The following is a 21,962-nucleotide window of genomic DNA, read 5'->3' as shown; positions in this document are numbered from 1 at the left end:
GCTAACCGCAATGTGCCAATTGATAAAATAATTGTCGAACTTAGGTTAATATAAGGTAATAGGTAAAACTGATTCTAGTTTTAAATTAGTGTCAAAGATATTTTCTAGAGCTGACATGATATTTATTTTTAAAGAGACTTTTGTATAGTTCGTCTGATCAATAGAGGTAGCTCCATAAATACAAACATAATTTTCAATATTATCTATATAATTTATATCGTATGGTTTTATCGCAGCTATGTTTATAGTTTTTTTAGATGCTAAAGATGTTAGATAACTATATTTTTGGTTATATTGCTTTAAATTCTCCGAAACTAAAATAACTATATCTGCTAAATTTATATCTTCTGGTAAATCATCATCATTTATATTTTTAATCATGATTTTAGCTTGTAGATTTTTTCGTTTTAATAGCTGACTTAAACATTCATAAAAATCTTTTAATCTCTCGCTATCAAAATCTATAATTAAAATGGTATCTTGATCTTTTAAATCATATGGAATTAAACCATTATTTTTTACTATAGTAGTGCTTTGTTTAGAAATTTCATAAGCTATGTTTTGGTGTTCGATCGAACCTACAATCTTTTCAGCAAGTTTAAGTTGTTTCTCAAAAGGCATTATTAAAGTAGAGTTTTGACTTATTTTGGTATCTTTAAATTTGATTATTTTGTCATATGCTATATCTACCGCTTTAGCAAAACTCTTATTTGAAATATATTCATTTTCTAACTCAACAAAGAGTTTTTTTAGTTTATAAATATCCTGCTCACACCAAACTCGTGTAGGCATTAGCACTATATCTACGCCAGCCAGTATAGCAAGTTTAGTAGCTTGTACTGGGTCAAAATGAGTTGTTATAGCTTTCATATCCATAGCATCAGTAATCACTAGCCCAGTAAATCCAATCTCTTCTTTTAGAAGTTTTGTGATCACCTTATGCGATAATGTAGCTGGTATGTAAATTTCTTGATTATTGGATATAGAAATATGCTTGGTATCATCAATATTTGGAACACTAATATGCGCTGACATCACCATATCATATTCTTTAACAAGTTCTCTAAAGGGATATAATTCTATTTTTTCTAATTCATCTAGGTTTTTATTTAATATTACATTACCAACGTGGCTATCTACGGCAGTGTCTCCATGGCCCGGGAAATGCTTAACACAATTGATGATATTGGCATCAGACAAACCTTTTATGCTTTCTCTGGCATATTTAATAACTGTCTTAGGATTATCAGAGTACGATCTGACTCCTATAACGGGATTGCTTTTATTTGAATTAACATCGATTACAGGAGCAAAATTAATATTAATACCCAAACTGTGTAATTCATCTCCGAGTATTTTAGACATTTGGTAAGAGTTTTTAGGGTTGTTTGTCGCAGCTATAGCCATGTTGCCACAGCCACTAGTTCCTTGAATTAGTCTATGAACCCTACCACCTTCTTGATCTGTTGCAAAAAATAGTGGGATTCTATTACCCCCTTGCAAATCTCTAAGTAAAGAAATAGTTTGACGATTATTTTGTATATTTTCCTTAAAAAGAATAAAGCCACCTAGGTTATACTCTTTAAAAAGGTTACAAATAGTTTGGTTTGCTTTAGTAAAAGGAATTGGATTTTTATTTAGATCTTCACCCCAGTAGCGAAAATCCATCATAAAAAGTTGACCTAGCTTAGTTCTAATAGACATAAGAAAGTACCTTATTTTTTACACCTTTGGTTTCCATCTGCTATAAATGCAAATTTTTATTATTACCGATTAGATTATAATAGAAAAATTTAAGAATCAGCATAAATAGTTAGGATATTTTGAAATAGAGAGTATAAAAAAATCTGGTAAAAAGTATCCATATAATTTAACTATCAAAGACATAGAAAATAAATTTTACTGTAAGTAAGGTTTTAATTTTAGTAATATTGTAAATACACAAGGTATTGCTAATTTCATACAATGAATCAAAATAAAATATTTTCGATCCCAAAAGTGATCTTACATGATCATTTAGATGGCGGTTTAAGAGCCGATACAGTTATTGATATTGCTAATGAGCAAAATATAAACTTACCACAGAAAAATCCTCAAGATTTGTCCAGGTGGTTTTACGAAGAATTTTCCTCAAGGGATTTTGAAAGATGTTTTAAAGCATTTGATTTATCTTGTGCAGTGATGCAAACAGAAGATGCTATTGAAAGAGTAGCTTTTGAGTTTGCAGAAGACCATGCTTTACAAAATGTTATTTATGCTGAAGCTAGGTTTTGCCCTTATTTCCATAGAGAGAAAGGGTTGTCTTATAACCAAATTATAGAAAGTGTAATAAAGGGATTTGAAAAAGCTAAAAAGAAATACTCTATTGAAACAGGGATATTAGTTTGTGGTATGTATCATTTAGATGATAAAACTAATCTTGAGTTGGCAAAACTTTGTACAAATTATAGCGAAGTAGTGGGCTTTGATTTTGCTGGCATGGATATAAATGGTAGTTTATCTGAGACTCAAATGCAGACTCTAGAATTTTTAAATAAAAACAATATCAAGCTTACAGCACATAGTGGTGAGTTTTCGACTATTGAAAATATAATAGATGCTGTAAAAAGTGGGGCTAGTAGGATAGGGCATGCGTGTAATTTATTTGCCACAAAAGACCAGCAATTACTTGAAGACACTGTTAAATTACTGATAGAAAAACAAATCCACATTGAATCAAATATTACTAGCAACATAGTTTTGGGTTTTATAGAAAGTTTTGAAGTTCATCCATTTAAAAAGATGTTTGATAAGGGTATAAGTATAGCTTTAAATACTGATGATCGTTTAATGATGCAAAATCTAACAATAACAGATGAATATACAATGGCATGTCAAAAAACTAATTTATCATTAGATGATATTATTACTATGAATATAAATGCAGCTAAAGCAGCTTTTACGAATAAGCAAACCAAAGAAAATCTTATTGAAAAAATAAACTCATATAGGTAGACGTTTTAAAGACTATTTTTAAAATAGTTGTTTTGCTCTAACACCTACAATAGTTATAAATATTGCAAAAAAAATGTTTAAATTATTTAACTCCTAATGGAGTACATTTCGAAATCAATATAAACATTGAGAATACAATTTAGCTTTCTACCGTTGTAGATGAGGATTTCAATAATGATAATAAAAAACCGTCTATTGCCTTTCTAACCCAACAACATCTTCCATATTTACAATTTGTTTAACCATATTGGGGTCAGTTGGCTTTATTCCGCTATCTTGAGCTCTTGGTGGTATATTGTTAAAATTCATTGCCTTTAGATCATAAGTAACATAGCCACTATCTATACTCATAGCATACACTCCGGCTGTTCCTATCCCCTGGTATACTGCATTATCTTTGTATGCTATAGTTAGGTTATTTAAATCTTTGATAGTTGTCCAAAGAGTCATAGATTTTTCATATGGTGGTACAGATGTATTTGCAATTATAGATGTAGCATGAAAATAAGCTTCTCTATTTGATTTTGGTTCAGGCATTAAACTAGAAAGTATATATGCTCTAATAAAACGAGAAGCTGCACTAAAATCACCTGGCATACCTATTAATTGTGCTACTTCAGGTCTTGAACTATTAGCAACATCATTATAATTAACAGTCTTATCAGCAAATTTACTTTTACTTTGTGGTTTTAGTAAGGATTTATATTCTTTAATATTTTCTAAATGCCAATCATAAGTTGGAGCGTTTGTTAAAACATCACCTGCTTTGGGATAAATTTTTATCTTACCATTTATAAACTCTAAAACAGCACTATTACCATATTTATCACGTAATGATATATGTAAAGGAATCCCAGTTACAAATATTCCAGGTTCTAACTCAACAGCACTATTTACAATTTGATGATTCTCTATTAATGTTAAAGCTTCTGGTACATCTTTAGCAACTGCAAGTAAAAAGTTTGTAATATCATATATAGCAATGACGGGACGTTTATCTTTAGGATCATATTTGGGATAAATAGTACCATGTAAATACAAAATACTTAATGACAAGCCTTGTGTATTCATACCATCTGTTATACGCTTATCAAAGCCAAATCTACCAAAGTAGCCATATTTGTTTTTCCAGCTAGTTAATTGATCTTTCGGTATATTAACTGCATCTATAACAATATCAGTTGTATTTTCTACATTCACATAACTCCAACCATTTTCGAAAGCTATATTAATAGGAAAATCCATAGATCTAGCTTCTACTTTATATCCATTTTTATTTATAAAAACACTTGTACACATATTCTTATCTCTTTTTTCATATAAGTTAGTTATATCAGACTATATACTATAATTACTAAGTTAAATTTATGATACATAAAATATGCAGAAATGAAAAACAATATAAAACATAATTGAAGTATCACTATATTATTAATTAGTTACCGAACTATAAAGCACGAGGATGACGGACCGCGTAGTATTCAATAGTTGAAGTAGATAATAGTAATTTAGGTAGTAATTTATATACCCTTAGAAATGTTTGCTACACCATCTTTTTGATATGAGTGATAAACTTCTAATCCAAGCTTCCTTTTAATGTGGCTAAAAGAAAAATATCCGCGAATGTATTGCTCATTTTTAGAATCTTCATCATATACAACTATATGATGATAGCTAGTATTCATTAAAGTATTCAGTATATGTCCTATTTTTGCATCTTTTATCATTGAGTGAGGAATAGCATTTACGTTAGATATGCGAAGTTTTATATCATCTGCAGTTAATTCCGTTATTTTCACACCTGTTTCTTGAGCAGTTTTTTGTAATGCTGTACTCTCAAGATAGTGAAGACCGATAGTTCCAGTTACTTGATTATCAGAGTTTATAACTAATATAAAATCTTTATGGTTATCAAAAAGTTTCTGTTTTACTTCCTGTAAAGGCGCATCCCCAGTTATAGTTAAGGCTCTATGTTCTTTAAAGTCTCTAAATACATTTACAGCAGGGCTTTCTAGGTATAATAGTTTGCTAGCTTCATCATTAAAATAGCTGACAGCTTTTGTATCAAAGTGCGATAATTCAATAATTTTAAAATCCTTTAGGTCCACTAGTTTCTCCTAGTATAAAATAAGTTAAGTTATGTAATTGGAATTTTAGACAAAATGTTTAAACTTTTCAAAGTTTATCAGATATTATTTATATTATGATAGACTTTAATTTGTAACATATGCGGAATTATTTAGTTACAGGCGGATCAAAAGGCATTGGTAAGGCTGTAGTGGATTTGTTACTACAGAAAGAAGAAAACTATATTATTAATTTAGATATTTTAGAACCAGAATTGAACCTACCAAATATTAACTATATAAAGATAGATTTAACTGATTACTCACAAATCAAAGTAGCTATGGAAAGTCTTCCTCCAGAAATTAGCTTTGATGGAATATTTTTAAACGCAGGAATGTTGATTAAAGGTTCTATATTTGATTTAGAAATAGAAGAAATCCAAAAAGTTATAAATCTAAACGTGTGGGCAAATATTTATATAATAAAAGCTTTAAATGGTAAACTAAAGAAAGAGGCTTCGATTGTTTTTAATGGTTCGGATCAGTGTTTTATAGCCAAACCTAATAGTTTTGCCTATACTTTAAGTAAAGGAGCCATAGCTCAGATGACAAAATCTTTAGCTTTAGATTTAGCTAAAGACCATATTCGTGTTAATACTATTTGCCCTGGAACAGTCGATACTCAGCTATATAGATCAACTATTAAAAGATACGCTGATAGTCAAGGTATTGAAATGAAGGTGGCACATAGTACAGAAGAGCAAGAATTTCCATTAGGACGTATTGCTCAACCTCAGGAAATAGCAGAGCTTGTATATTTTTTATTAAGTGATAAAAGTAAATTTATGACTGGTGGTTTAATACCTATAGATGGAGGCTATACAGCTAAATAGACGTATTAATCTAAATTAAAAGCCAAATAAAAGTGTTATAATAAATTTATATTTTTATAACATTTTTTAAAACATGATTGAAACAGATAGAATAATTTCTGCAAACTCTATCCAAAGTAATGATGAAAAGGCTATCGACAGGGCTATAAGACCAAAAACTTTAGCAGATTATGAAGGTCAGCCTAATGTCCGTGAGCAGATGGAAATTTTTATCCAAGCCGCTAAAAGTCGTAATGATGCACTTGATCATACCCTTATATTTGGACCACCAGGATTGGGTAAAACAACTCTTTCAAATATTATCGCAAATGAGATGGGTGTTGAACTTAAGCAAACTAGCGGCCCTGTATTAGAAAAAGCTGGTGATCTGGCAGCTTTACTTACAAATTTAGAAGAAAACGACGTTTTGTTTATAGATGAGATACATCGTTTAAGCCCTGTAATAGAAGAAATTTTATATCCGGCAATGGAGGATTACCAGCTTGATATCATGATAGGTGAGGGTCCTGCTGCTAGATCTATAAAAATTGATTTGCCTGCTTTTACTTTAGTTGGAGCTACAACAAGAGCAGGGCTTTTGACTTCACCACTTAGAGATAGGTTTGGTATTATTCAACGTTTAGAGTTTTATTCTATAGAAGATCTATCTAAGATTGTTTATCGTTCCGCTAAGCTTTTAAATTTGGACATTACAGATGATGGTGCTAAAGAAATCGCAAAACGTTCACGTGGTACCCCAAGGATAGCAAATAGATTGTTACGACGAGTAAGAGATTACGCTCAAGTAAAAGCCTCTGGTAAAATCAGTCTGGACATAGCCGATAAGGCATTAGGTATGTTAAAGGTAGATCCAGTAGGTTTTGATCACATGGATCATAAATATTTGCTTACATTAATGGAGAAATTTGGAGGAGGGCCTGTAGGTTTAGATACTATGGCAGCTGCTTTAAGTGAAGAGAAGGGCACTATAGAGGATGTTATAGAACCATATTTAATTCAACAAGGTTATATAATGAGAACAGCTAGAGGTAGAATAGCGACACTCTTAGCTTATAACCACTTTAAATTAAAAATCCCAGATAATCTAAACTCACAACAGCAACCTCTAATTGTAGTTGATGGTATTTAGATTATTATTTGAACATTTATATAATGTTACTAATAGACTAATTAATTTTATGATATGTTTAAAATTTTATAATATATTTATTTTAATTTTGTTTTTGATGGATATGATTTATATTGCGGTTAGGATATATAGACTTTTACGAACTAAAATTATATCAGTATCTAACTTTTTTTACCAGTTAATTTTTTTCTTAGGAATCCATTTGTTTAAAAGAGCTTTATACTTTGCTTCTAAAATTTCCTTAGGAGGCAATTCTGGTAGTTTAGAGTATAAATCAGCTTTTTGGAAAGCTTTCAATAAAGGTAATAATAACCAATCTTTTTCACTAGCTAACTCTTGGTAAGCTAAACCACCGGTTTGTGGTGTATGCCAAGGGTAAAAAGAATGGTATCGTAGAATATATAAACCTTCATAAGGTATGTTACTCCCTTCTTCAAAGACTTTATAAATATACTCATCATGTCCAAAGCTCATATGAACTTTATCAAAACCACAGCCTTTTTCATAGATGCCGTAATGGGAGTTTGTTTCTGTATTGTATTTATTATAGTCTTTAGAGCCCTTAATGAACTCTTTGTGAGAAAATACATTGGCCTTAGCGAAAGGACACGCCACAGGATAAGTATCTCCAACAGTAGACCATTGAGGAAGCCCACCATATTTAGGTAAAGTCATAATTTTGCCTAGATCATGTATGAATCCTATTAGAGGAAACCATGACCAATCTGTAATGTGACTATATAAATTTGTAAGAGTTTCTTTTTGGGTATAAAACTCTTGCCACTGTGATGGTAAACTATGCCACTCATGGTCACGAAACAACGATTTAATAAAAGCATTTTCTCTAATTTCAGTATTATTTTTTAACAGCTTATTTTGGCAAGCTTCAGCTGTTTGGTAAGCATGTTCTATTTGAGGTAGATCATTGTCTGGATCACTCTCATCATGGACATCTTCAAGTAATTTAAAGACCTCATAAACATCCATATTACCTAACTCAAGCTTAAAGTATTTATTTTTCATTTGTTGAACATACTCTAGAGATTGGTTGGTATGCATCTCTTTATAAGTTCTTTCTACTCTATTTTGGAATTTACTGTCTGTATAGTTACGAAATTCACCAAACGTATTTTTTTCTGTTGCTTGAAGCATAACGAGGCCCCCTTAAATTATTCTGTAAGTATAAATTTGTTGCTTTGAATGGTGTAACCTAGTCAGACCTCCCTAAATGTTTAGTCGGTACACCTTTGTTTAAATTATCTTCTATAGTTTCAAGAGATACTCCTTTTGTTTCTGGAACAAAAAAGTATGTAATTACAAACGCTAAGGTGGCTATACAAGCATACATACCAAATGTAAATGAAACTCCTAAAGCTGTTAATATAGTTAAGAATGTTGCAGCAACAACAAAGTTGGCTAACCATTGTATTGAAGCTACAAAACTCATAGCAGAACCACGTACATTTAAAGGAAATATTTCCGATATAATTAACCAAAATAGTGAACCTACACTTATACAATAACCAACCACGTATATCAATAGACATATTAAAGCTAAAATTGCTGTTGTACCAGAAGAATCATCATTTAATAAATAAATCATACTAAACAAACTTACTGCTGCCATAGCTGAACCTATTAATAAAAATCTTCTTCTACCTAACCTATCTATAAATATAATTGTTACAATAGTAGCTATAAAGTTAACTAGGCCTAATGCTAAAGTCATCAACATTTTAGTTTCAGCGCCCTCAAAGCCTATGTTAGACATTATATATGGACCATAATACATAACTGTATTGATACCAAAGAACTGTTGGAAAATACCAAGAGCTAAACCTATATAAAGTACTGGGCGTACTTTTTTATCAAAAATTGCAGAAAATTTTGTCTTTACTGATTTCTCCAAGTTATTTTGGATTGCTTTTAACTCTTCTAGAACATCACCTTCAGTTCCACGAATCTTTATCAAGGTTTCACGAGCCTCATGTTTTCTACCTTGAGAAAATAGCCATTTTGGAGAATATGGCATAAAGCACATACCTATAAATAGTAGGATTGCAGGAATTAGACCTGTAGCTATCATTACACGCCAATCACCACTAGCTGTAAGTAAATAGTTAACTATAAAAGCGATTACTTGACCACCTGTTAAAAAAGCTCCATTCCAAAGTACAAGAGAGCCTCTTTTAGATGCTGGAGCAACTTCTGCAATAAATAATGGTACTGCATACGAAGCTACACCAATCGCAGACCCTAACATAAAACGTCCTAAAACTAAAAATCCAATATTAGGAGCCAAAGCTGCTATCAAAGTACCTATTATGAAAAGTAAACTAGTAGCAATCATTGCTTTTTTACGTCCAAACTTATCAGTAAAGTAACCACTAGTAAGAGCTCCAAAAAAAGCCCCTAAAACACAGAAGCTAACTACTATCTCTATTTGCCAGTGTTCAGCTGTGAACTCTTTTTGAATAAAAGGCGTAGCTCCTGCAATAATTGAAGTATCAAAACCAAATAATAGTCCCCCAATAGCAGCTACAGCTACTACAATAGCCACGTAAAATTTAGTAGAAGTAGATTTCTGATTGTTCACTATTTCATTCTCCATATTAGATATTAGATGTTAAATGTCTAAGTTAAAGATTTTGATAGATTGCGTATATGTTAAATCATAAGCTACATCTAAAGCGTCAGCTTTTGATAATCTTCCTAACATAACCATTTCAGCTAGATAGTTAGCGTCTACACGTCTAGCTATATCGTGCCTAACAGGTATAGACAGTAGGGCACGAGTATCATCTATAAAACCACAACAATTATAAAAACCAGCTGTTTCTGTGACAGCATGTCTAAACTTTTTCATACCTTCCGCAGAATCATTAAACCACCATGGTGGACCTAAAAACACGCTTGGATAATGCCCAGCTAATGGAGCCAGCTCACGAGTATAAGTAGATTCATCCATAGTAAATAACACCGTTTTAAAATTACGGTTGTTACCTACTTTACTTAAAAGAGGATGTAAGCCATTTACATAATCACATTTAACTGGAATATCACATCCTTTATCATTACCAAATTTTCTATGAATACGTGGATTATGGTTTCTAAATACGCCAGCATGAATTTGCATTACTAATCCATCGTCTGTTGCCATTTTGGCCATTTCTGTAAGCATTTGACCACTAAAAATTCTTTTTTCTTTATCAGAAGCTATATTAGTTAGTATTTTTTTAAACAAACTTTTACATTCAGATTTATCTAGATCATATGTTTTAGGTATACTAATACCATGATCTGAAGCTGTCGCACCATTTGATTTAAAAAATTCTCTACGTTCTCTTAAAACCTTTAGAAAATCTTCATATGATGCTATTTCTGTATTTAGTTTTTTGGCTAATTTTTTAATATTTTTATGCACAGGATGTAGCTCAGGATTTGTAACAGTATCTGGTCGAAACGTAGGTATTATCTTACAATCAAAATCAGAGTTTGCTATATTTCTATGAGATTGAAGGTCATCATCAACATTATCAGTAGTAGCTATAACTTTTATGTTAAATCTTTTACATATTTCTCTAGGTAGGAAATCTTTTCGTTTTAAACAATTATTTATGTGCTCATATAGCTCATCAGCTGTTTCTGGGGTTAAAGTTTTGTTATAACCAAAAACATTTTTAAGTTGCGCGTCAAACCATAAACCAACCTGGGTGGCTCTAAATAAGTACCAATTTTCTGCAACTTTTTGCCATATTTTTTTAGGATCTGTTTCTACTGATTTATCATCTTTACGAGAGATACCAAAATCCTCTAATCTAAGGCCTTGAGAATAAAACATTCTAAAAATATAATGATCAGGCTTTATAAGTAATTCTACAGGGTTTTCAAAAGGCTTATTTTCATCAAACCAAATTGGATCAGTATGCCCATGTGGACTAATTATTGGTAAATCCTTAATATATTGATAAATTTCAAGAGCAATTTCTCTAGTTTGTTTATCAATAGGCATTAATACGTTGTCACTTAGCATTTTCTCTCCTTCTACACTAGTGATGAGCTTCCTATAGCTATAACATTCTCTTGATTAAGGTATTTATCTTTATTGGTTGTATTAATTCCACCAGTAGCACAAAATTTAACTTGAGGGAAAACAGCTTGGTAAGTTCTTAGGAGATTTATTCCACCAACTATTTCAGCAGGAAAGAGTTTTATAACATTAAATCTATATTCTAATATAGTCATTATTTCAAAAGCTGTAACCCCTCCGGGCACGTAAGGAAGGTTATGGTCTCTAGCAAATTTTAGCATTTCTATAGTTGTTCCAGGAGAAACTAAGAAATCTGCACCTAAGAGTGAGCATTTTCTTAATTGCTCTAAAGTTGTAATAGTTCCAACGCCTATAACAAAATCTTCATTACTCTGAATAACTTCTTTAATAACTTCTAATGCATTAGGTGTTCTAAGAGTAAACTCAACGATTTTTATATTTTTATTACGAAGTTTATATAAAATGTTATTTGCTTGATCTGTTGTATCAGCAGCGACGACTGGTATTAGAGGGTTCTTTTTTAAGATATTTTCTAATGACATTTTAAAGCTCCTTTAGAATTTCTACATAGGTATCTGTATATTTTTTGTCTATTATAGCTCCATGATGTTGTATGATTTCAGCAGCAAAACTTTGTGCAAATTTAACACTATTTTGTATACCTATGTTATGATCAAGTCCGGCTAAAAAGGCTGCATTAAAGCTATCTCCAGCTGCGGTTGTATCTATAGGTTTAACCATATCTGTATTTACTAATATTATCTCACTTTTAGCTAAAACAACAGTAGATTTAACACCACGCTTAATTACGATAGTTTCGATACCAGCTTTGTTATATCTAACTAAAGTCTGCTGATAGTCTGTATCATCAAATAATAACTGTTCATCCTCAAAAGTAGTTATAACTATAGTTATATATTTAAGGATTTTTTTTAGGTAAATTTTAGCTTGATCTTTTGATTGCCAACATTTAGGGCGATAATTTAAATCAAAAATAATTTGTTTATTAGAATCTGCATTTTTAAATTCTTTTAACCAGCTAATAAAAATTTCCAATTGGCTTTCGTCCCACCTTGATAACGAAATTCCAGAGAAATACAGATATTGGTAATTGTTAATGTAACTATTTAACTGATCTTTTGTAACATGTTGGAAAAGTTGTTTTATTGGTGCTTGCTCTCTCCAGTAATAAAAACTTCTTTCTCCAAAATCATCTGTCTGGATAGCATATAGACCAGGTACTGTATTTTTAAGCCTTAAAACCGTAGATGTATCGATATTTTCACTTTGCCATTGGCTTATCATTTGACTAGAAAAGTCATCGTCACCTAAAGCTGTAAAAAAAGAAACTTCTCCACCTAATCTAGAGTAATAAAGGGCTGTATTTAAAACATCTCCACCAAAGTTTAGTTTAGCGTGCGAACCTAGCTGAATTTTGCCACTAAGCTCTAGCATGCATTCACCAATAGCTAGTAATTTATTTCCCATTTTCTAACTCTTTTTTAACAGCATATGCAACACCACGTACTTCTGCAAGACCTTTCATCCGTCCAATGCAGGAGTATCCAGGATTTGTTTTTTTATCCAAATCACTTAACATTTGTTGACCGTGGTCAGGACGCATATATATAGGATTAGAATCTTTTTCAATTTTAAGAATTTCTTTTATTAAAGCATACATATCAGTATTACCACATAAATGCTCAGCTTCGTAAAAACTACGACTATCTAGATCAAGAGATACATTTCTTAAATGGGTAAAGTAAATTCTTCTACCAATTTTTTTAGCCATAAGTGGCAAATTATTATCCCATCTAGAGCCCAGCGAACCGGCACAAAAGGTTATACCATTGGCCATAGATGGTATAGTTTTAAACAACCAGTCATAATCTTCTATAGTACTAATAATTCTAGGTAAACCAAACAATTCAAATGGCGGGTCGTCTGGGTGGATCGCAAGCTTAGCTCCAACTTCTTCAGTAACAGATATAACCCTTTCTAGAAAATATACTAAATTTTCACGTAGCTTTGTTTTATCAATACCTCTATATTCATCAAGTGCTGCCTGGAATTGTTCTAAAGAGAAACTTTCCTCAGCACCTGGTAGACCAGCAATAATATTCTTTGTAAGTGTGTTGATTTCACTTTGACTCATGTTTTCAAAATATGCTTTAGCTTGAGACACGATTTTAGGTTTATAATCTTTATTAGCATCTTTTCTTTTTAAAATATGGATATCAAAAGCAGCAAAAGCAATTTCATCAAAAGATAAAGTCTTTGCACCAGTAGCGGTTTTTTTATCCAAATCTGTACGCGTCCAATCTAGAACAGGCATAAAGTTATATATTATTAGTTTAATACCACATTTAGCTAAGTTACGAATACTCTGACAGTAGTTCTCTATATACTTATCGCGAGTAACTTTACCTTTTTTAATGTCTTCATGAACGGGTATACTTTCAACAACTGACCAGGTTAAGTTAGTTTTACCTAATTTAGTCGAATTTTCTACCTCAGATTGTCTTTTTTTAATTTCATCTATAGACCAAACTTGACCATTAGGGATGTGATGTAGGGCAGTTACTATATCTGTAACACCAGTTTGCATAATATCTTCGATACATACAGGATCATTTGGACCGAACCATCGCCATGACTCTATCATTTTATACCTCTAAACTTAAACGTTTTAATTACTTGTAATACGCCTTTTGAGCCAATTTCTTTTGTATAATAAATTACTTTTTCCACTAGTGTTTTATTGGTAGAAAGCTCTTTTGAGAATATTTCCTCAAGGTTAATAAATTCATTAACTATTTTTTCAATAGTGCTATTGTTTTGATAAATAAAGAAGTATTTTTCTTCCAGTGGATCAGATATTCCAATATTTTCGCCTATTTCATTCTTACCAGAATTAAATAATATCCAGCCAGCTAAACCCACTGCTATAATGTCAAATTTGTGATTATTCTGTATTAATTTTTTCAACGAGCCTAGCCACCTTTGAGGAATTTTTTTAGAGCCGTCCATCGCTATTTGCTCAGTTTTGTGTTTTAAATGTGGATTAGCAAAACGATGTAATAATTTATTAGCATACTCTAAAGTTGAAACGTTTTCGGGTAAACCATCTACTAAGGGTGCTGCTATTTCTAACATATATTTTTTAATAAAATTATAAAATTCAGGCTTAGCAATAACCTCATCAACAGTTTTTAACCCAGCATATGCTCCTAAATAAGCAATTAAGCTATGACTGCCATTTAACATAGTAAGCTTGAGTTTTTCAAAAGGTTCTATATCTTTTACAAACTCAACTCCTACTTTCTCTAGAGTAGGGCGTCCGTTAGCAAATTTATCTTCAATCACCCACTGAGAAAATTTCTCCGTAGCAACAGCTGATAAGTCTTTTTGTCCAATCATATTAGCGATGTTTTCAATAGTTTGTTCAGTTACAGCAGGAACTATTCTATCTACCATTGAACTAGGAAAACTACAGTTACTTTTTATCCAGCTAACCAAATTTTTATCTATTTTATTTGAAAAATCTAATATAGCTTGTTTAAGGATTTTACCATTATTAGGCATATTGTCACAACTAAGCAAAGTTGCGGGGTGACCATTTTCTTGCCAACGTTTATATAGACCAGCAACAGTAATACCTATAGCTGTTTTAGGTGTATTAAAATTTTTAAGGTCATAAATAATATCTGGACTTTCAAGATTTAATTTTTGTGTAGATAAATCTACGTAATAACCTTTTTCAGTTACTGTGTAGGTTATTATTTTTATTTCTTTAGTACGGATTTTATCTATAAGTCCTTGCGATTGCCCATTACCAGCAAAATATACTTCTTTCAAGGCTCCAATAATTTTATTGCTAGTACCGTTTTCATCATTAGTTGAAAGAGTGTACATACAATCATTTAAGCGAAGGTTATCAATAAGCTTTTTATTACTTCTGATAGTGCCACTAATATAGCCCCAATTAAGAGCATCTTTATCATTACAATTAAGTAATTTATCTACGTAATATACTTGGTGAGCTCTATGAAAAGCACCAATTCCAATATGTAGTATTCCTGTCTTTAGTTGAGATCTATCATAGTTGGGTAAGCTACAGTTTTGTAATTTTTTCAGCTCAAGCATCGTGTTCTAAATCCTTGTTCATATTTACAATTTTTAGTTTTGAAACTTTAAATTTTTCATGACCGATATAATGCCAATCTACTTTCAGTTTACCATTATTATTTTCAAGTTGAATAGTTATGACACCATTTTTTCAATTAACTCATATTCATTGTTTTAGGCAAAGCAGCGTCTCCCATTAGTACATTAGAAAATTGCAAATTAACTTGAATAATAAAACTAAAAAATGTTTAATTTATTTAACTCCTAATGAGGTTCTATTTTGGAATCAAGATAAACGTTTAGAGCACAATCTAGCAAAGGCTTAAAGCAACTAATGGTAAAAAGAATTATCAAAAACTCGACAATAAAATGTTATAATAAATAATCACTTAAAATTAGATATACAAAAGTTATGATAAATATTAAGAAACAAAATCCTTTTTTCCTTTTATGTTTTTTCGAATTTTTTGAAAGATTTGGGTATTACGGTTTTAGCTACACAGCTATATTATTTTTTATGAGTAAGTATGGGTTTAATTTTACCGAGAAAAACGCAGTTTTATTGTTTGGTGGTTTTGCATCATTAACCTATGTTTTTAATGCTGTAGGTGGTTTTGTTGCAGATAAAGTTTTCGGTATAAAAAAGACCATGTTTTTAGGGTCTATATTTCTTTTAATTGGATACTTTAGCTTAGCTCTTAGTCCCTTTATACAAAGTATAAGTAGTTATGTATACTTTAGTTTAGCATGTATTATAGTTGGTTCATCCTTGTTTAAACCAGCACCTACAAATTTAATATCTAAAATGTATACAGATAAAAGAAAGCTAGATTCTGTATACACTTATTTTTATATGTCTATAAATATGGGTTCTCTATCAGCGTCTTTATTAGTTCCTATTTTAGCTACAAACTATGGATACACTGTTGCGTATGGAGTTTGCTCAATTGGTTTTGCAATAGGAATTTTAAACAGCTTGGTTAGTTATTCAAGTATAAAAAATATTGATAATGAAATTGGTTTAACAGGTGTAGGTACGCTCAAAACAGTACTTATAGTATTTGTTTTTATACTTGCTATTGCTGGACTTAGTTTTATTTTACAAACAAATGACACGATAAATTATATACTATGGTTTGGTGCTGGACTTATTTTTGGGATCTTTGCGTTTCAAATATATGTAGAAAAAGATCCTCAATCTAAAAAGAAAATTCTAGCTGCTATTATACTTTTGGTTTATGCAGTACTTTTCTTTGTAATTTATCAGCAAAAAGCAACTTCTTTCTTTTTGTTTAACGTTCACCACGTTAACTTAAACCTTTTTGGTTACACTGTTAATCCACAAACAATACCTGGGGTTTTAAATACAGCGGGTATTATAATTTTATCTCCAATATTAGCTTTTGTTTACACTAGATTAGGAAGTAGAGATTTAACCTTACCATTTAAGTTTGCTTTGGGTATTTTACTTTGTGGATTTGCTTATGGAAGCATGTTTTTAGCTTGTTTAGTTAATGATCCAACTGCGAAAGTAAGTATGCTTTGGGAAGTTTTAGCAATAACAATATTTTTCTCATCTGGTGAACTATTAATATCTGCTTTAGGTTTATCTTTAATGGCTAAACTATTACCTGAAAGGGTTACAGGATTTGCAATGGGAACTTGGTTTATCACTTCAGCTATAGGTATAAAGATAGGTACAACTATCGCTCAAGCTGTTACCACTGGTATAAAATACGATACTGACGTAGGATTTTCAACTCAGATGACTATAGAGAGTTTTCATAAATACCAAGAGTTATTTGGATATATATCCTTGATAGCTATAGTTTTTGCAGTAGTTGCTTTTTTGATTGGTAAAACACTCAATAGAATGATTCAAAATTAGATTTTTAAAAATTTTTCTCAAAAAATATAATTTTTTATAATTTGTTAATATTTATCTGTCCATGAGAAAACTAGCTAAAAGCTTAATTTTATAAGTTTTAGAATTTTAATAAAAATATTTTTTGTCTATAATATCGATAAGTTTTTAAATGGAAATAAGTATGCAACTAGTAGAGCAAATGAAAGAAAAAGCTCTTGATGAGCTTAACCTTGTCACAGATAGAAAATCTGTCGATGATATACGTGTTAAATACCTTGGTAAAAAAGGTGAGCTAACTGATATGATGAAAATGATAGGCTCATTACCAAATGAAGAAAAGCCTAAACTTGGCCAAGCTGTAAATGTTGCTAAACAAGCTTTGCAGGATGCTATAAATACAAAACTAGCTTTTTTTGAAGAACAAGAGATTAATCAAAAACTAGCACAAGAAAAAATAGATGTGACTTTAAAAGGAGTAGGGCAAAGCCAAGGCTCTCTTCATCCTGTTACAAAAACATTAAATAGAATAGAATCTTTTTTCAAACAAAACGGCTTTGGTATAGAATTTGGACCTGAAATAGAAAGTGATTATTATAATTTTGAAACATTAAATATTCCCTCACATCATCCAGCTCGTGCTATGCATGACACTTTTTATATTGATCAATCTCATGTTCTTAGAACACATACATCTGGTGTACAAATTCGTACTATGGAAAAGCAGGAGCCACCAATCAGAATTATAGCTCCAGGTAGGGTATATCGCTGTGATTCTGATGTTACTCACACACCGATGTTTCATCAAGTAGAAGGTCTACTAGTTGAAAAAGATGTATCTTTTGCAGACTTAAAAGGTTTATTACATGCTTTTTTAAGTTCATTTTTTGAAAAAGATCTAAAAGTAAGGTTTAGGCCTTCTTATTTTCCATTTACTGAACCCTCAGCAGAAGCTGATATAGAGTGTGTTATATGTGGAGGCTCTGGTTGTAGGGTTTGCAAGAATACAGGGTGGCTAGAAGTATTAGGTTGCGGCATGGTTCACCCTAAAGTTTTAAAATCAGGTTCTATAGACTCTACTAAATTCCAAGGTTTTGCCTTTGGTATGGGAGTTGAAAGGCTTTCTATGCTTAGATATGGAATAGATGATCTAAGAATGTTCTTTGAAAATGATCTAAGATTTTTAAAGCAGTTTTAAGAAGAGTAGTTAGCTTATAGATAGACTATTTAATTGGGTAGAAAATGCTGAAAAAAACCAGTAAAAGAATTTTTACTAAAGTTGATTACTGGCATACTTCAGATTTTGTAATTTATGGGACTGTTGCAAACTGAAATTGAATATTTTTGCCTTGTTACCTCCCATCTAACTCCAGCTTGCAACAGCCCCTTTATTTATTGCCTTTGTTTTTGTTATCATCTTCATCTTCATCTTCATCTTCATTTTGGTTTTGGTTGGTACCACCTTTGTTATTACCGACAGAAGATGTTTCAGAATCATGCTCTTTTCTAGTTTGAGCAGCTTTTTTAGCTATTTCACTTTCTTCCTCTGATGATTTATTATGCCTTTCTTGAGCTCCTTTTTTACCCATTTCAGAGAAAGCATCAGGATCATGCTCTTTTCTAGTTTGAGCAGCTTTTTTAGCTATTTCACTTTCTTCTTCTGATGATTTATTGTGCCTTTCTTGAGCTCCTTTTTTACCCATTTCAGAGAAAGCATCGGGATTATGCTCTTTTCTAGTTTGAGCAGCTTCTTCACTTATCTCTGTCCTACTTTTTTTTGTATTGTTATTGTCGTTGTTGTAAGTCATAACTAATCCCCCTTAGTTTGTTAGTTGACTACTTGAAAATATTAACTCTTGTAGTGTAAAAAATTAATATTTTCAAACGAAAGCCTACCATAAAGTAGAACCTTATCTAGGATTTTTACAGCAACCTTATAATTCTAGGTGGATTTTAGTATATGACATTAAAAAATGGTTTTAGATCGCAATTATATAGATTATTTTTATAACGGTTCATCAACTTCAACTATAACATACAAGTCTTCTTCGTATACCCCACCATTCTCATCTTGAGATTCGTACTCTTCTAACGCATTTTTAGCCTCTTCATAAGAGTTAAATACTTCTATTGAATTTCCAGTTTCTCTATCTTGTACTTCGTATTTTCTCATTTATATTTCCTTCTTTATTTGAACCACTCAACTAAATAGAAATAACATAAAGTTAAATAATTTACAAAAGTAAACACCAAATTTAAGACCAATTCATGTGACATTTTAGAAAATTTGTTAATACAAAATTTACACACAGATATATGTTGTTATAATAGCATGAGTTATTATTTTAAATTTAAAAGTTTACGTTAGTAGATTTGAAATATTATTTTATATATAGAATAATACGCTGTAATTAAGTTATTTATTTTGCAGATGTTTTAAATCAACATCTTTAGGAGATTTTACAAATGAAATTTAGTCATAATTGGTTAAATGAGTATCTAGATGCTACTCAAAGTAGTCAAGACCTAGCAGACACACTGACATTGGCAGGCTTAGAAGTTGACGCTGTAGAAGCAGTAGTTACTGAAAAAGTCAGTAATGTTGTAATTGGTCAAATAAAAACTATTACAAAACACCCTGATGCAGAGAAATTAAATGTTTGCACAGTAGACGTTGCTGAACTAGAGCCTTTAACAATAGTTTGTGGTGCTAAAAATATCTATGAAGGTATGAAAGCGCCAGTGGCAAAAATAGGGGCTGTGTTACCGGGTGACTTTAAAATTAAAAAATCCAAATTAAGAGGCCAAGAATCTTTTGGAATGATGTGTTCAGAACAAGAGCTTGGTTTGGCAGAAAATGCTGATGGTTTAATGGATTTACCACAAAATGCTCCTGTCGGTGAAGATATTAATAAATACCTTAATTTAGACGATAATATTATAGAAGTCGATTTGACACCAAATAGGGCAGATTGCTTAAGTGTCTATGGCATAGCTCGTGAAGTTTCGGCTCTGACAAAATCACAATTAAAAACTATTGAAATAGTTGAACCAAAATCTCAAATACAAGATGCTAAAGATATCAAGATAACTGCTTTAGATGCTTGTAAAAGTTATTATGGTTGTATTATAAGAGATGTTGATACTTCAGTTACTACACCTTTATGGATGCAAGAAAAACTTAGAAGAAGCGGAATTGGTAGTATTTCTTTATTTGTAGATGTTACGAATTACATAATGTTACTTTTAGGTCAACCAATGCATGCTTTTGACCTAGATAAGTTAGACGGTGGTATTAATATTCGGTATGCAAACGACCAAGAAGAGTTAACTCTTTTAGATAATACAAAGGTTGTATTAGATAGCGACACTCTTGTGATAGCTGATGAGAAAAAAGCTTTAGCAATAGCTGGAGTTATGGGTGGCTTAGATTCATCTATTACAGCTAATACTAAAAATATATTCTTAGAAAGTGCTTTTTTTGTGCCAGAGAAAATAGCAGGTAAAGCTCGTAAATATAATTTACATACAGATTCATCACATAGGTTTGAAAGAGGTGTTGACCCTAAGCTTGCTAAATCTGCTATGAAGTTAGCTATACAGCTAATAACTGATATAGCTGGTGGAAAAGTTGGTGAAATTTCTTGTCAAGAAGATTTAGAGTTTTTAAATAAACAAATTACTATAAATTTATGTATCAAAAAGCTAAATAGAGTTTTAGGTACGGATTTTGAAATTGATTATGTGCTTAACGTACTTACAGCATTGCATATGCAAGCCAAAAAAACAGATGAATGTTGCTTGGAGGTGACTCCTCCATCATATCGTTTTGATATGGAAATTCCTGAAGATTTGATAGAGGAGGTTGCTCGAGTTTATGGATATTCAAATTTACCAGAAACTATGCCTTTATATCGAGCATCTAAAGTAAATATTTCAGAAAGTAGACAGGCGGTAGAAATTTTAGAATCTAGACTTATCGATAGAGGTTACCATGAAATTATTAACTATAGTTTTATCGATCCTAAATATGACGAATTTTTCTTTGATAGTAGAGGAGTAACTATACAAAACCCTATTTCGCAAGATTTATCTGTAATGAGACAATCTCTTATCCCAGGATTATTAAATACTTTTAAAGTAAATATCTCTCGTCAGCAAAATAGAGTAAGAATATTTGAAAAGGGTGCTTGCTTTAAGTTAAAAGACAATCAAAGAAGTCAGCTTAATAGAATTGCTGGATTAGCTTATGGTGACCTTTTGAATATTAATTGGTCTAACCCTAAAAAAGTAGATTTTTTTGATATGAAATCAGATGTCGAAGCATTATGTAATGATGTAGGTAACTTAAGTTTTGAGGTTTGCGATGATATTCACTGGTTACATCCAGGCCAGTCTGCCTACATCTTAGCTAGAAGTAAGAAAGTAGGAACTATTGGAATGATCCATCCATCAGTACTTAAAACCTTTCAAATCAAAGCAAAAGCTCCTATAGTTTTTGAACTAGATTTAGATATTTTAACTCAAAAAGAAATTCCTAGTTTTGAAAAAATTTCTAAATATCCATCAGTATCTAGAGATATTTCATTTCTAGTTGGTAAAGATGTTTTAGCTAGCGATATTATAAATGCTATTAACGAATTAAATATGACTATCTTAAAAGATATAAATATCTTTGATATCTATCAAGAGCAATCAAATGTTAAAAAAAGTATAGCTCTAAGTGTGCTTTTCCAAGATAATAATCAAACTTTAGATGAGAAAATAATTCTAGAAAATACAGAAAAAGTTCTAGAAACTCTAAAAGAAAAGTTTGCTATAGAACAGAGAGTTTAGT

The 21,962-nt window shown here is 31.2% G+C and carries 18 protein-coding genes and 1 pseudogene; 7 read left to right on the top strand and 12 right to left on the bottom strand.

The genetic code is table 11. From position 1 onward, the window contains the following. Nucleotides 1-45: 45 nt before the first annotated feature. The gene (locus E3E15_RS04025; protein ID WP_172106670.1) at nucleotides 46-1,704 is read right to left on the bottom strand and encodes a glycoside hydrolase family 3 protein; all 1,659 of its coding nucleotides are present in this window, start codon (nucleotides 1,702-1,704) and stop codon (nucleotides 46-48) included. A gap of 261 nt (nucleotides 1,705-1,965) precedes the next feature. Here E3E15_RS04025 and add point away from each other — a divergent pair, with 261 nt between their 5' ends. Then, nucleotides 1,966-2,994: an adenosine deaminase gene (gene add, locus E3E15_RS04020; protein ID WP_035719168.1), complete on the top strand. Its 1,029-nt coding sequence runs from the start codon at nucleotides 1,966-1,968 to the stop codon at nucleotides 2,992-2,994. A 192-nt stretch (nucleotides 2,995-3,186) separates the two neighbouring features. On the opposite strand, the gene E3E15_RS04015 is transcribed toward add, so the two are convergent. Next, entirely contained in the window at nucleotides 3,187-4,293 is a 1,107-nt protein-coding gene (locus E3E15_RS04015) for a linear amide C-N hydrolase (protein ID WP_035719150.1), read from the bottom strand. A gap of 221 nt (nucleotides 4,294-4,514) precedes the next feature. Next, nucleotides 4,515-5,102, bottom strand: a complete 588-nt coding sequence (locus E3E15_RS04010) for a CBS domain-containing protein (protein WP_172106669.1) — start codon at nucleotides 5,100-5,102, stop codon at nucleotides 4,515-4,517. Nucleotides 5,103-5,221: 119 nt separating this feature from the next. On the opposite strand from E3E15_RS04010, the gene E3E15_RS04005 reads away from it, so the two are divergent. Together E3E15_RS04005 and ruvB are read left to right on the top strand one after the other, a co-directional pair. Further along, entirely contained in the window at nucleotides 5,222-5,953 is a 732-nt protein-coding gene (locus tag E3E15_RS04005; RefSeq protein WP_172106668.1) for an SDR family NAD(P)-dependent oxidoreductase, read from the top strand. Between the two features lie 73 nt (nucleotides 5,954-6,026). Then, on the top strand, nucleotides 6,027-7,082 hold the full coding sequence (gene ruvB / locus E3E15_RS04000; RefSeq protein WP_172106667.1) for a Holliday junction branch migration DNA helicase RuvB: 1,056 nt from the start codon (nucleotides 6,027-6,029) through the stop codon (nucleotides 7,080-7,082). A 171-nt stretch (nucleotides 7,083-7,253) separates the two neighbouring features. Here ruvB and E3E15_RS03995 read toward each other — a convergent pair whose 3' ends face one another. The 7 genes from E3E15_RS03995 to E3E15_RS03965 are packed head-to-tail and all read right to left on the bottom strand — an operon-like array spanning nucleotide 7,254 to nucleotide 15,279. Further along, complete coding sequence (locus tag E3E15_RS03995; RefSeq protein WP_172106666.1) at nucleotides 7,254-8,234, bottom strand: inositol oxygenase family protein; 981 nt, start codon at nucleotides 8,232-8,234, stop codon at nucleotides 7,254-7,256. Between the two features lie 58 nt (nucleotides 8,235-8,292). After that, entirely contained in the window at nucleotides 8,293-9,678 is a 1,386-nt protein-coding gene (locus tag E3E15_RS03990) for a sugar porter family MFS transporter (protein ID WP_245313645.1), read from the bottom strand. 30 nt (nucleotides 9,679-9,708) lie between these two features. Further along, nucleotides 9,709-11,115, bottom strand: a complete 1,407-nt coding sequence (gene uxaC, locus E3E15_RS03985) for a glucuronate isomerase (protein ID WP_172106664.1) — start codon at nucleotides 11,113-11,115, stop codon at nucleotides 9,709-9,711. 11 nt (nucleotides 11,116-11,126) lie between these two features. Next, complete coding sequence (locus E3E15_RS03980) at nucleotides 11,127-11,675, bottom strand: bifunctional 4-hydroxy-2-oxoglutarate aldolase/2-dehydro-3-deoxy-phosphogluconate aldolase (protein ID WP_172106663.1); 549 nt, start codon at nucleotides 11,673-11,675, stop codon at nucleotides 11,127-11,129. A 1-nt stretch (nucleotide 11,676) separates the two neighbouring features. Then, entirely contained in the window at nucleotides 11,677-12,621 is a 945-nt protein-coding gene (locus E3E15_RS03975; RefSeq protein WP_172106662.1) for a sugar kinase, read from the bottom strand. Then, nucleotides 12,611-13,798, bottom strand: a complete 1,188-nt coding sequence (gene uxuA / locus E3E15_RS03970) for a mannonate dehydratase (RefSeq protein WP_172106661.1) — start codon at nucleotides 13,796-13,798, stop codon at nucleotides 12,611-12,613. The genes E3E15_RS03975 and uxuA overlap by 11 nt, the downstream gene beginning before the upstream one ends. Continuing rightward, nucleotides 13,795-15,279 (bottom strand): mannitol dehydrogenase family protein, encoded by a 1,485-nt coding sequence (locus tag E3E15_RS03965; RefSeq protein WP_172106660.1) that lies wholly within the window; start codon nucleotides 15,277-15,279, stop codon nucleotides 13,795-13,797. Before E3E15_RS03965 ends, uxuA begins: the two co-directional genes overlap by 4 nt. 182 nt (nucleotides 15,280-15,461) lie before the next feature. Here E3E15_RS03965 and E3E15_RS07985 point away from each other — a divergent pair. The 3 genes and pseudogenes from E3E15_RS07985 to pheS all read left to right on the top strand — a co-directional run. After that, nucleotides 15,462-15,564: pseudogene (locus tag E3E15_RS07985) on the top strand (IS30 family transposase); the annotation flags it as partial. A 109-nt stretch (nucleotides 15,565-15,673) separates the two neighbouring features. Further along, nucleotides 15,674-17,149, top strand: coding sequence for a peptide MFS transporter (locus tag E3E15_RS03960; protein WP_035719116.1), 1,476 nt, complete (start codon nucleotides 15,674-15,676; stop codon nucleotides 17,147-17,149). A gap of 160 nt (nucleotides 17,150-17,309) precedes the next feature. Beyond that, entirely contained in the window at nucleotides 17,310-18,323 is a 1,014-nt protein-coding gene (gene pheS, locus E3E15_RS03955) for a phenylalanine--tRNA ligase subunit alpha (protein ID WP_172106659.1), read from the top strand. A gap of 190 nt (nucleotides 18,324-18,513) precedes the next feature. Here pheS and E3E15_RS03950 read toward each other — a convergent pair whose 3' ends face one another. Together E3E15_RS03950 and E3E15_RS03945 are read right to left on the bottom strand one after the other, a co-directional pair. Continuing rightward, a complete protein-coding gene (locus E3E15_RS03950; protein ID WP_172106658.1) occupies nucleotides 18,514-18,933 on the bottom strand; it encodes a hypothetical protein in 420 nt (139 codons plus the stop codon). Nucleotides 18,934-19,130: 197 nt separating this feature from the next. Continuing rightward, the gene (locus E3E15_RS03945; protein ID WP_155960865.1) at nucleotides 19,131-19,298 is read right to left on the bottom strand and encodes a hypothetical protein; all 168 of its coding nucleotides are present in this window, start codon (nucleotides 19,296-19,298) and stop codon (nucleotides 19,131-19,133) included. A gap of 293 nt (nucleotides 19,299-19,591) precedes the next feature. Between E3E15_RS03945 and pheT the strand changes: the two genes are divergently transcribed. Continuing rightward, nucleotides 19,592-21,961, top strand: a complete 2,370-nt coding sequence (gene pheT / locus E3E15_RS03940; RefSeq protein WP_172106657.1) for a phenylalanine--tRNA ligase subunit beta — start codon at nucleotides 19,592-19,594, stop codon at nucleotides 21,959-21,961. The last annotated feature ends 1 nt before the right edge of the window (nucleotide 21,962 follow it).

The organism is Allofrancisella frigidaquae, from assembly GCF_012222825.1.
GTDB classification, from domain to species: domain Bacteria; phylum Pseudomonadota; class Gammaproteobacteria; order Francisellales; family Francisellaceae; genus Francisella; species Francisella frigidaquae.
This window is presented reverse-complemented; position numbering and strand designations above follow the sequence as displayed.

Bases quoted from the DNA above. Each gene is read 5' to 3' on its own strand.
- E3E15_RS04025 (WP_172106670.1), bottom strand. From the start codon at position 1,704: ATGTCTATTAGAACTAAGCTAGGTCAACTTTTTATGATGGATTTTCGC.
- add (WP_035719168.1), top strand. From the start codon at position 1,966: ATGAATCAAAATAAAATATTTTCGATCCCAAAAGTGATCTTACATGAT.
- E3E15_RS04015 (WP_035719150.1), bottom strand. From the start codon at position 4,293: ATGTGTACAAGTGTTTTTATAAATAAAAATGGATATAAAGTAGAAGCT.
- E3E15_RS04005 (WP_172106668.1), top strand. From the start codon at position 5,222: ATGCGGAATTATTTAGTTACAGGCGGATCAAAAGGCATTGGTAAGGCT.
- ruvB (WP_172106667.1), top strand. From the start codon at position 6,027: ATGATTGAAACAGATAGAATAATTTCTGCAAACTCTATCCAAAGTAAT.
- E3E15_RS03995 (WP_172106666.1), bottom strand. From the start codon at position 8,234: ATGCTTCAAGCAACAGAAAAAAATACGTTTGGTGAATTTCGTAACTAT.
- uxaC (WP_172106664.1), bottom strand. From the start codon at position 11,115: ATGCTAAGTGACAACGTATTAATGCCTATTGATAAACAAACTAGAGAA.
- E3E15_RS03980 (WP_172106663.1), bottom strand. From the start codon at position 11,675: ATGTCATTAGAAAATATCTTAAAAAAGAACCCTCTAATACCAGTCGTC.
- E3E15_RS03975 (WP_172106662.1), bottom strand. From the start codon at position 12,621: ATGGGAAATAAATTACTAGCTATTGGTGAATGCATGCTAGAGCTTAGT.
- uxuA (WP_172106661.1), bottom strand. From the start codon at position 13,798: ATGATAGAGTCATGGCGATGGTTCGGTCCAAATGATCCTGTATGTATC.
- E3E15_RS03965 (WP_172106660.1), bottom strand. From the start codon at position 15,279: ATGCTTGAGCTGAAAAAATTACAAAACTGTAGCTTACCCAACTATGAT.
- E3E15_RS03960 (WP_035719116.1), top strand. From the start codon at position 15,674: ATGATAAATATTAAGAAACAAAATCCTTTTTTCCTTTTATGTTTTTTC.
- pheS (WP_172106659.1), top strand. From the start codon at position 17,310: ATGCAACTAGTAGAGCAAATGAAAGAAAAAGCTCTTGATGAGCTTAAC.
- E3E15_RS03950 (WP_172106658.1), bottom strand. From the start codon at position 18,933: ATGACTTACAACAACGACAATAACAATACAAAAAAAAGTAGGACAGAG.
- E3E15_RS03945 (WP_155960865.1), bottom strand. From the start codon at position 19,298: ATGAGAAAATACGAAGTACAAGATAGAGAAACTGGAAATTCAATAGAA.
- pheT (WP_172106657.1), top strand. From the start codon at position 19,592: ATGAAATTTAGTCATAATTGGTTAAATGAGTATCTAGATGCTACTCAA.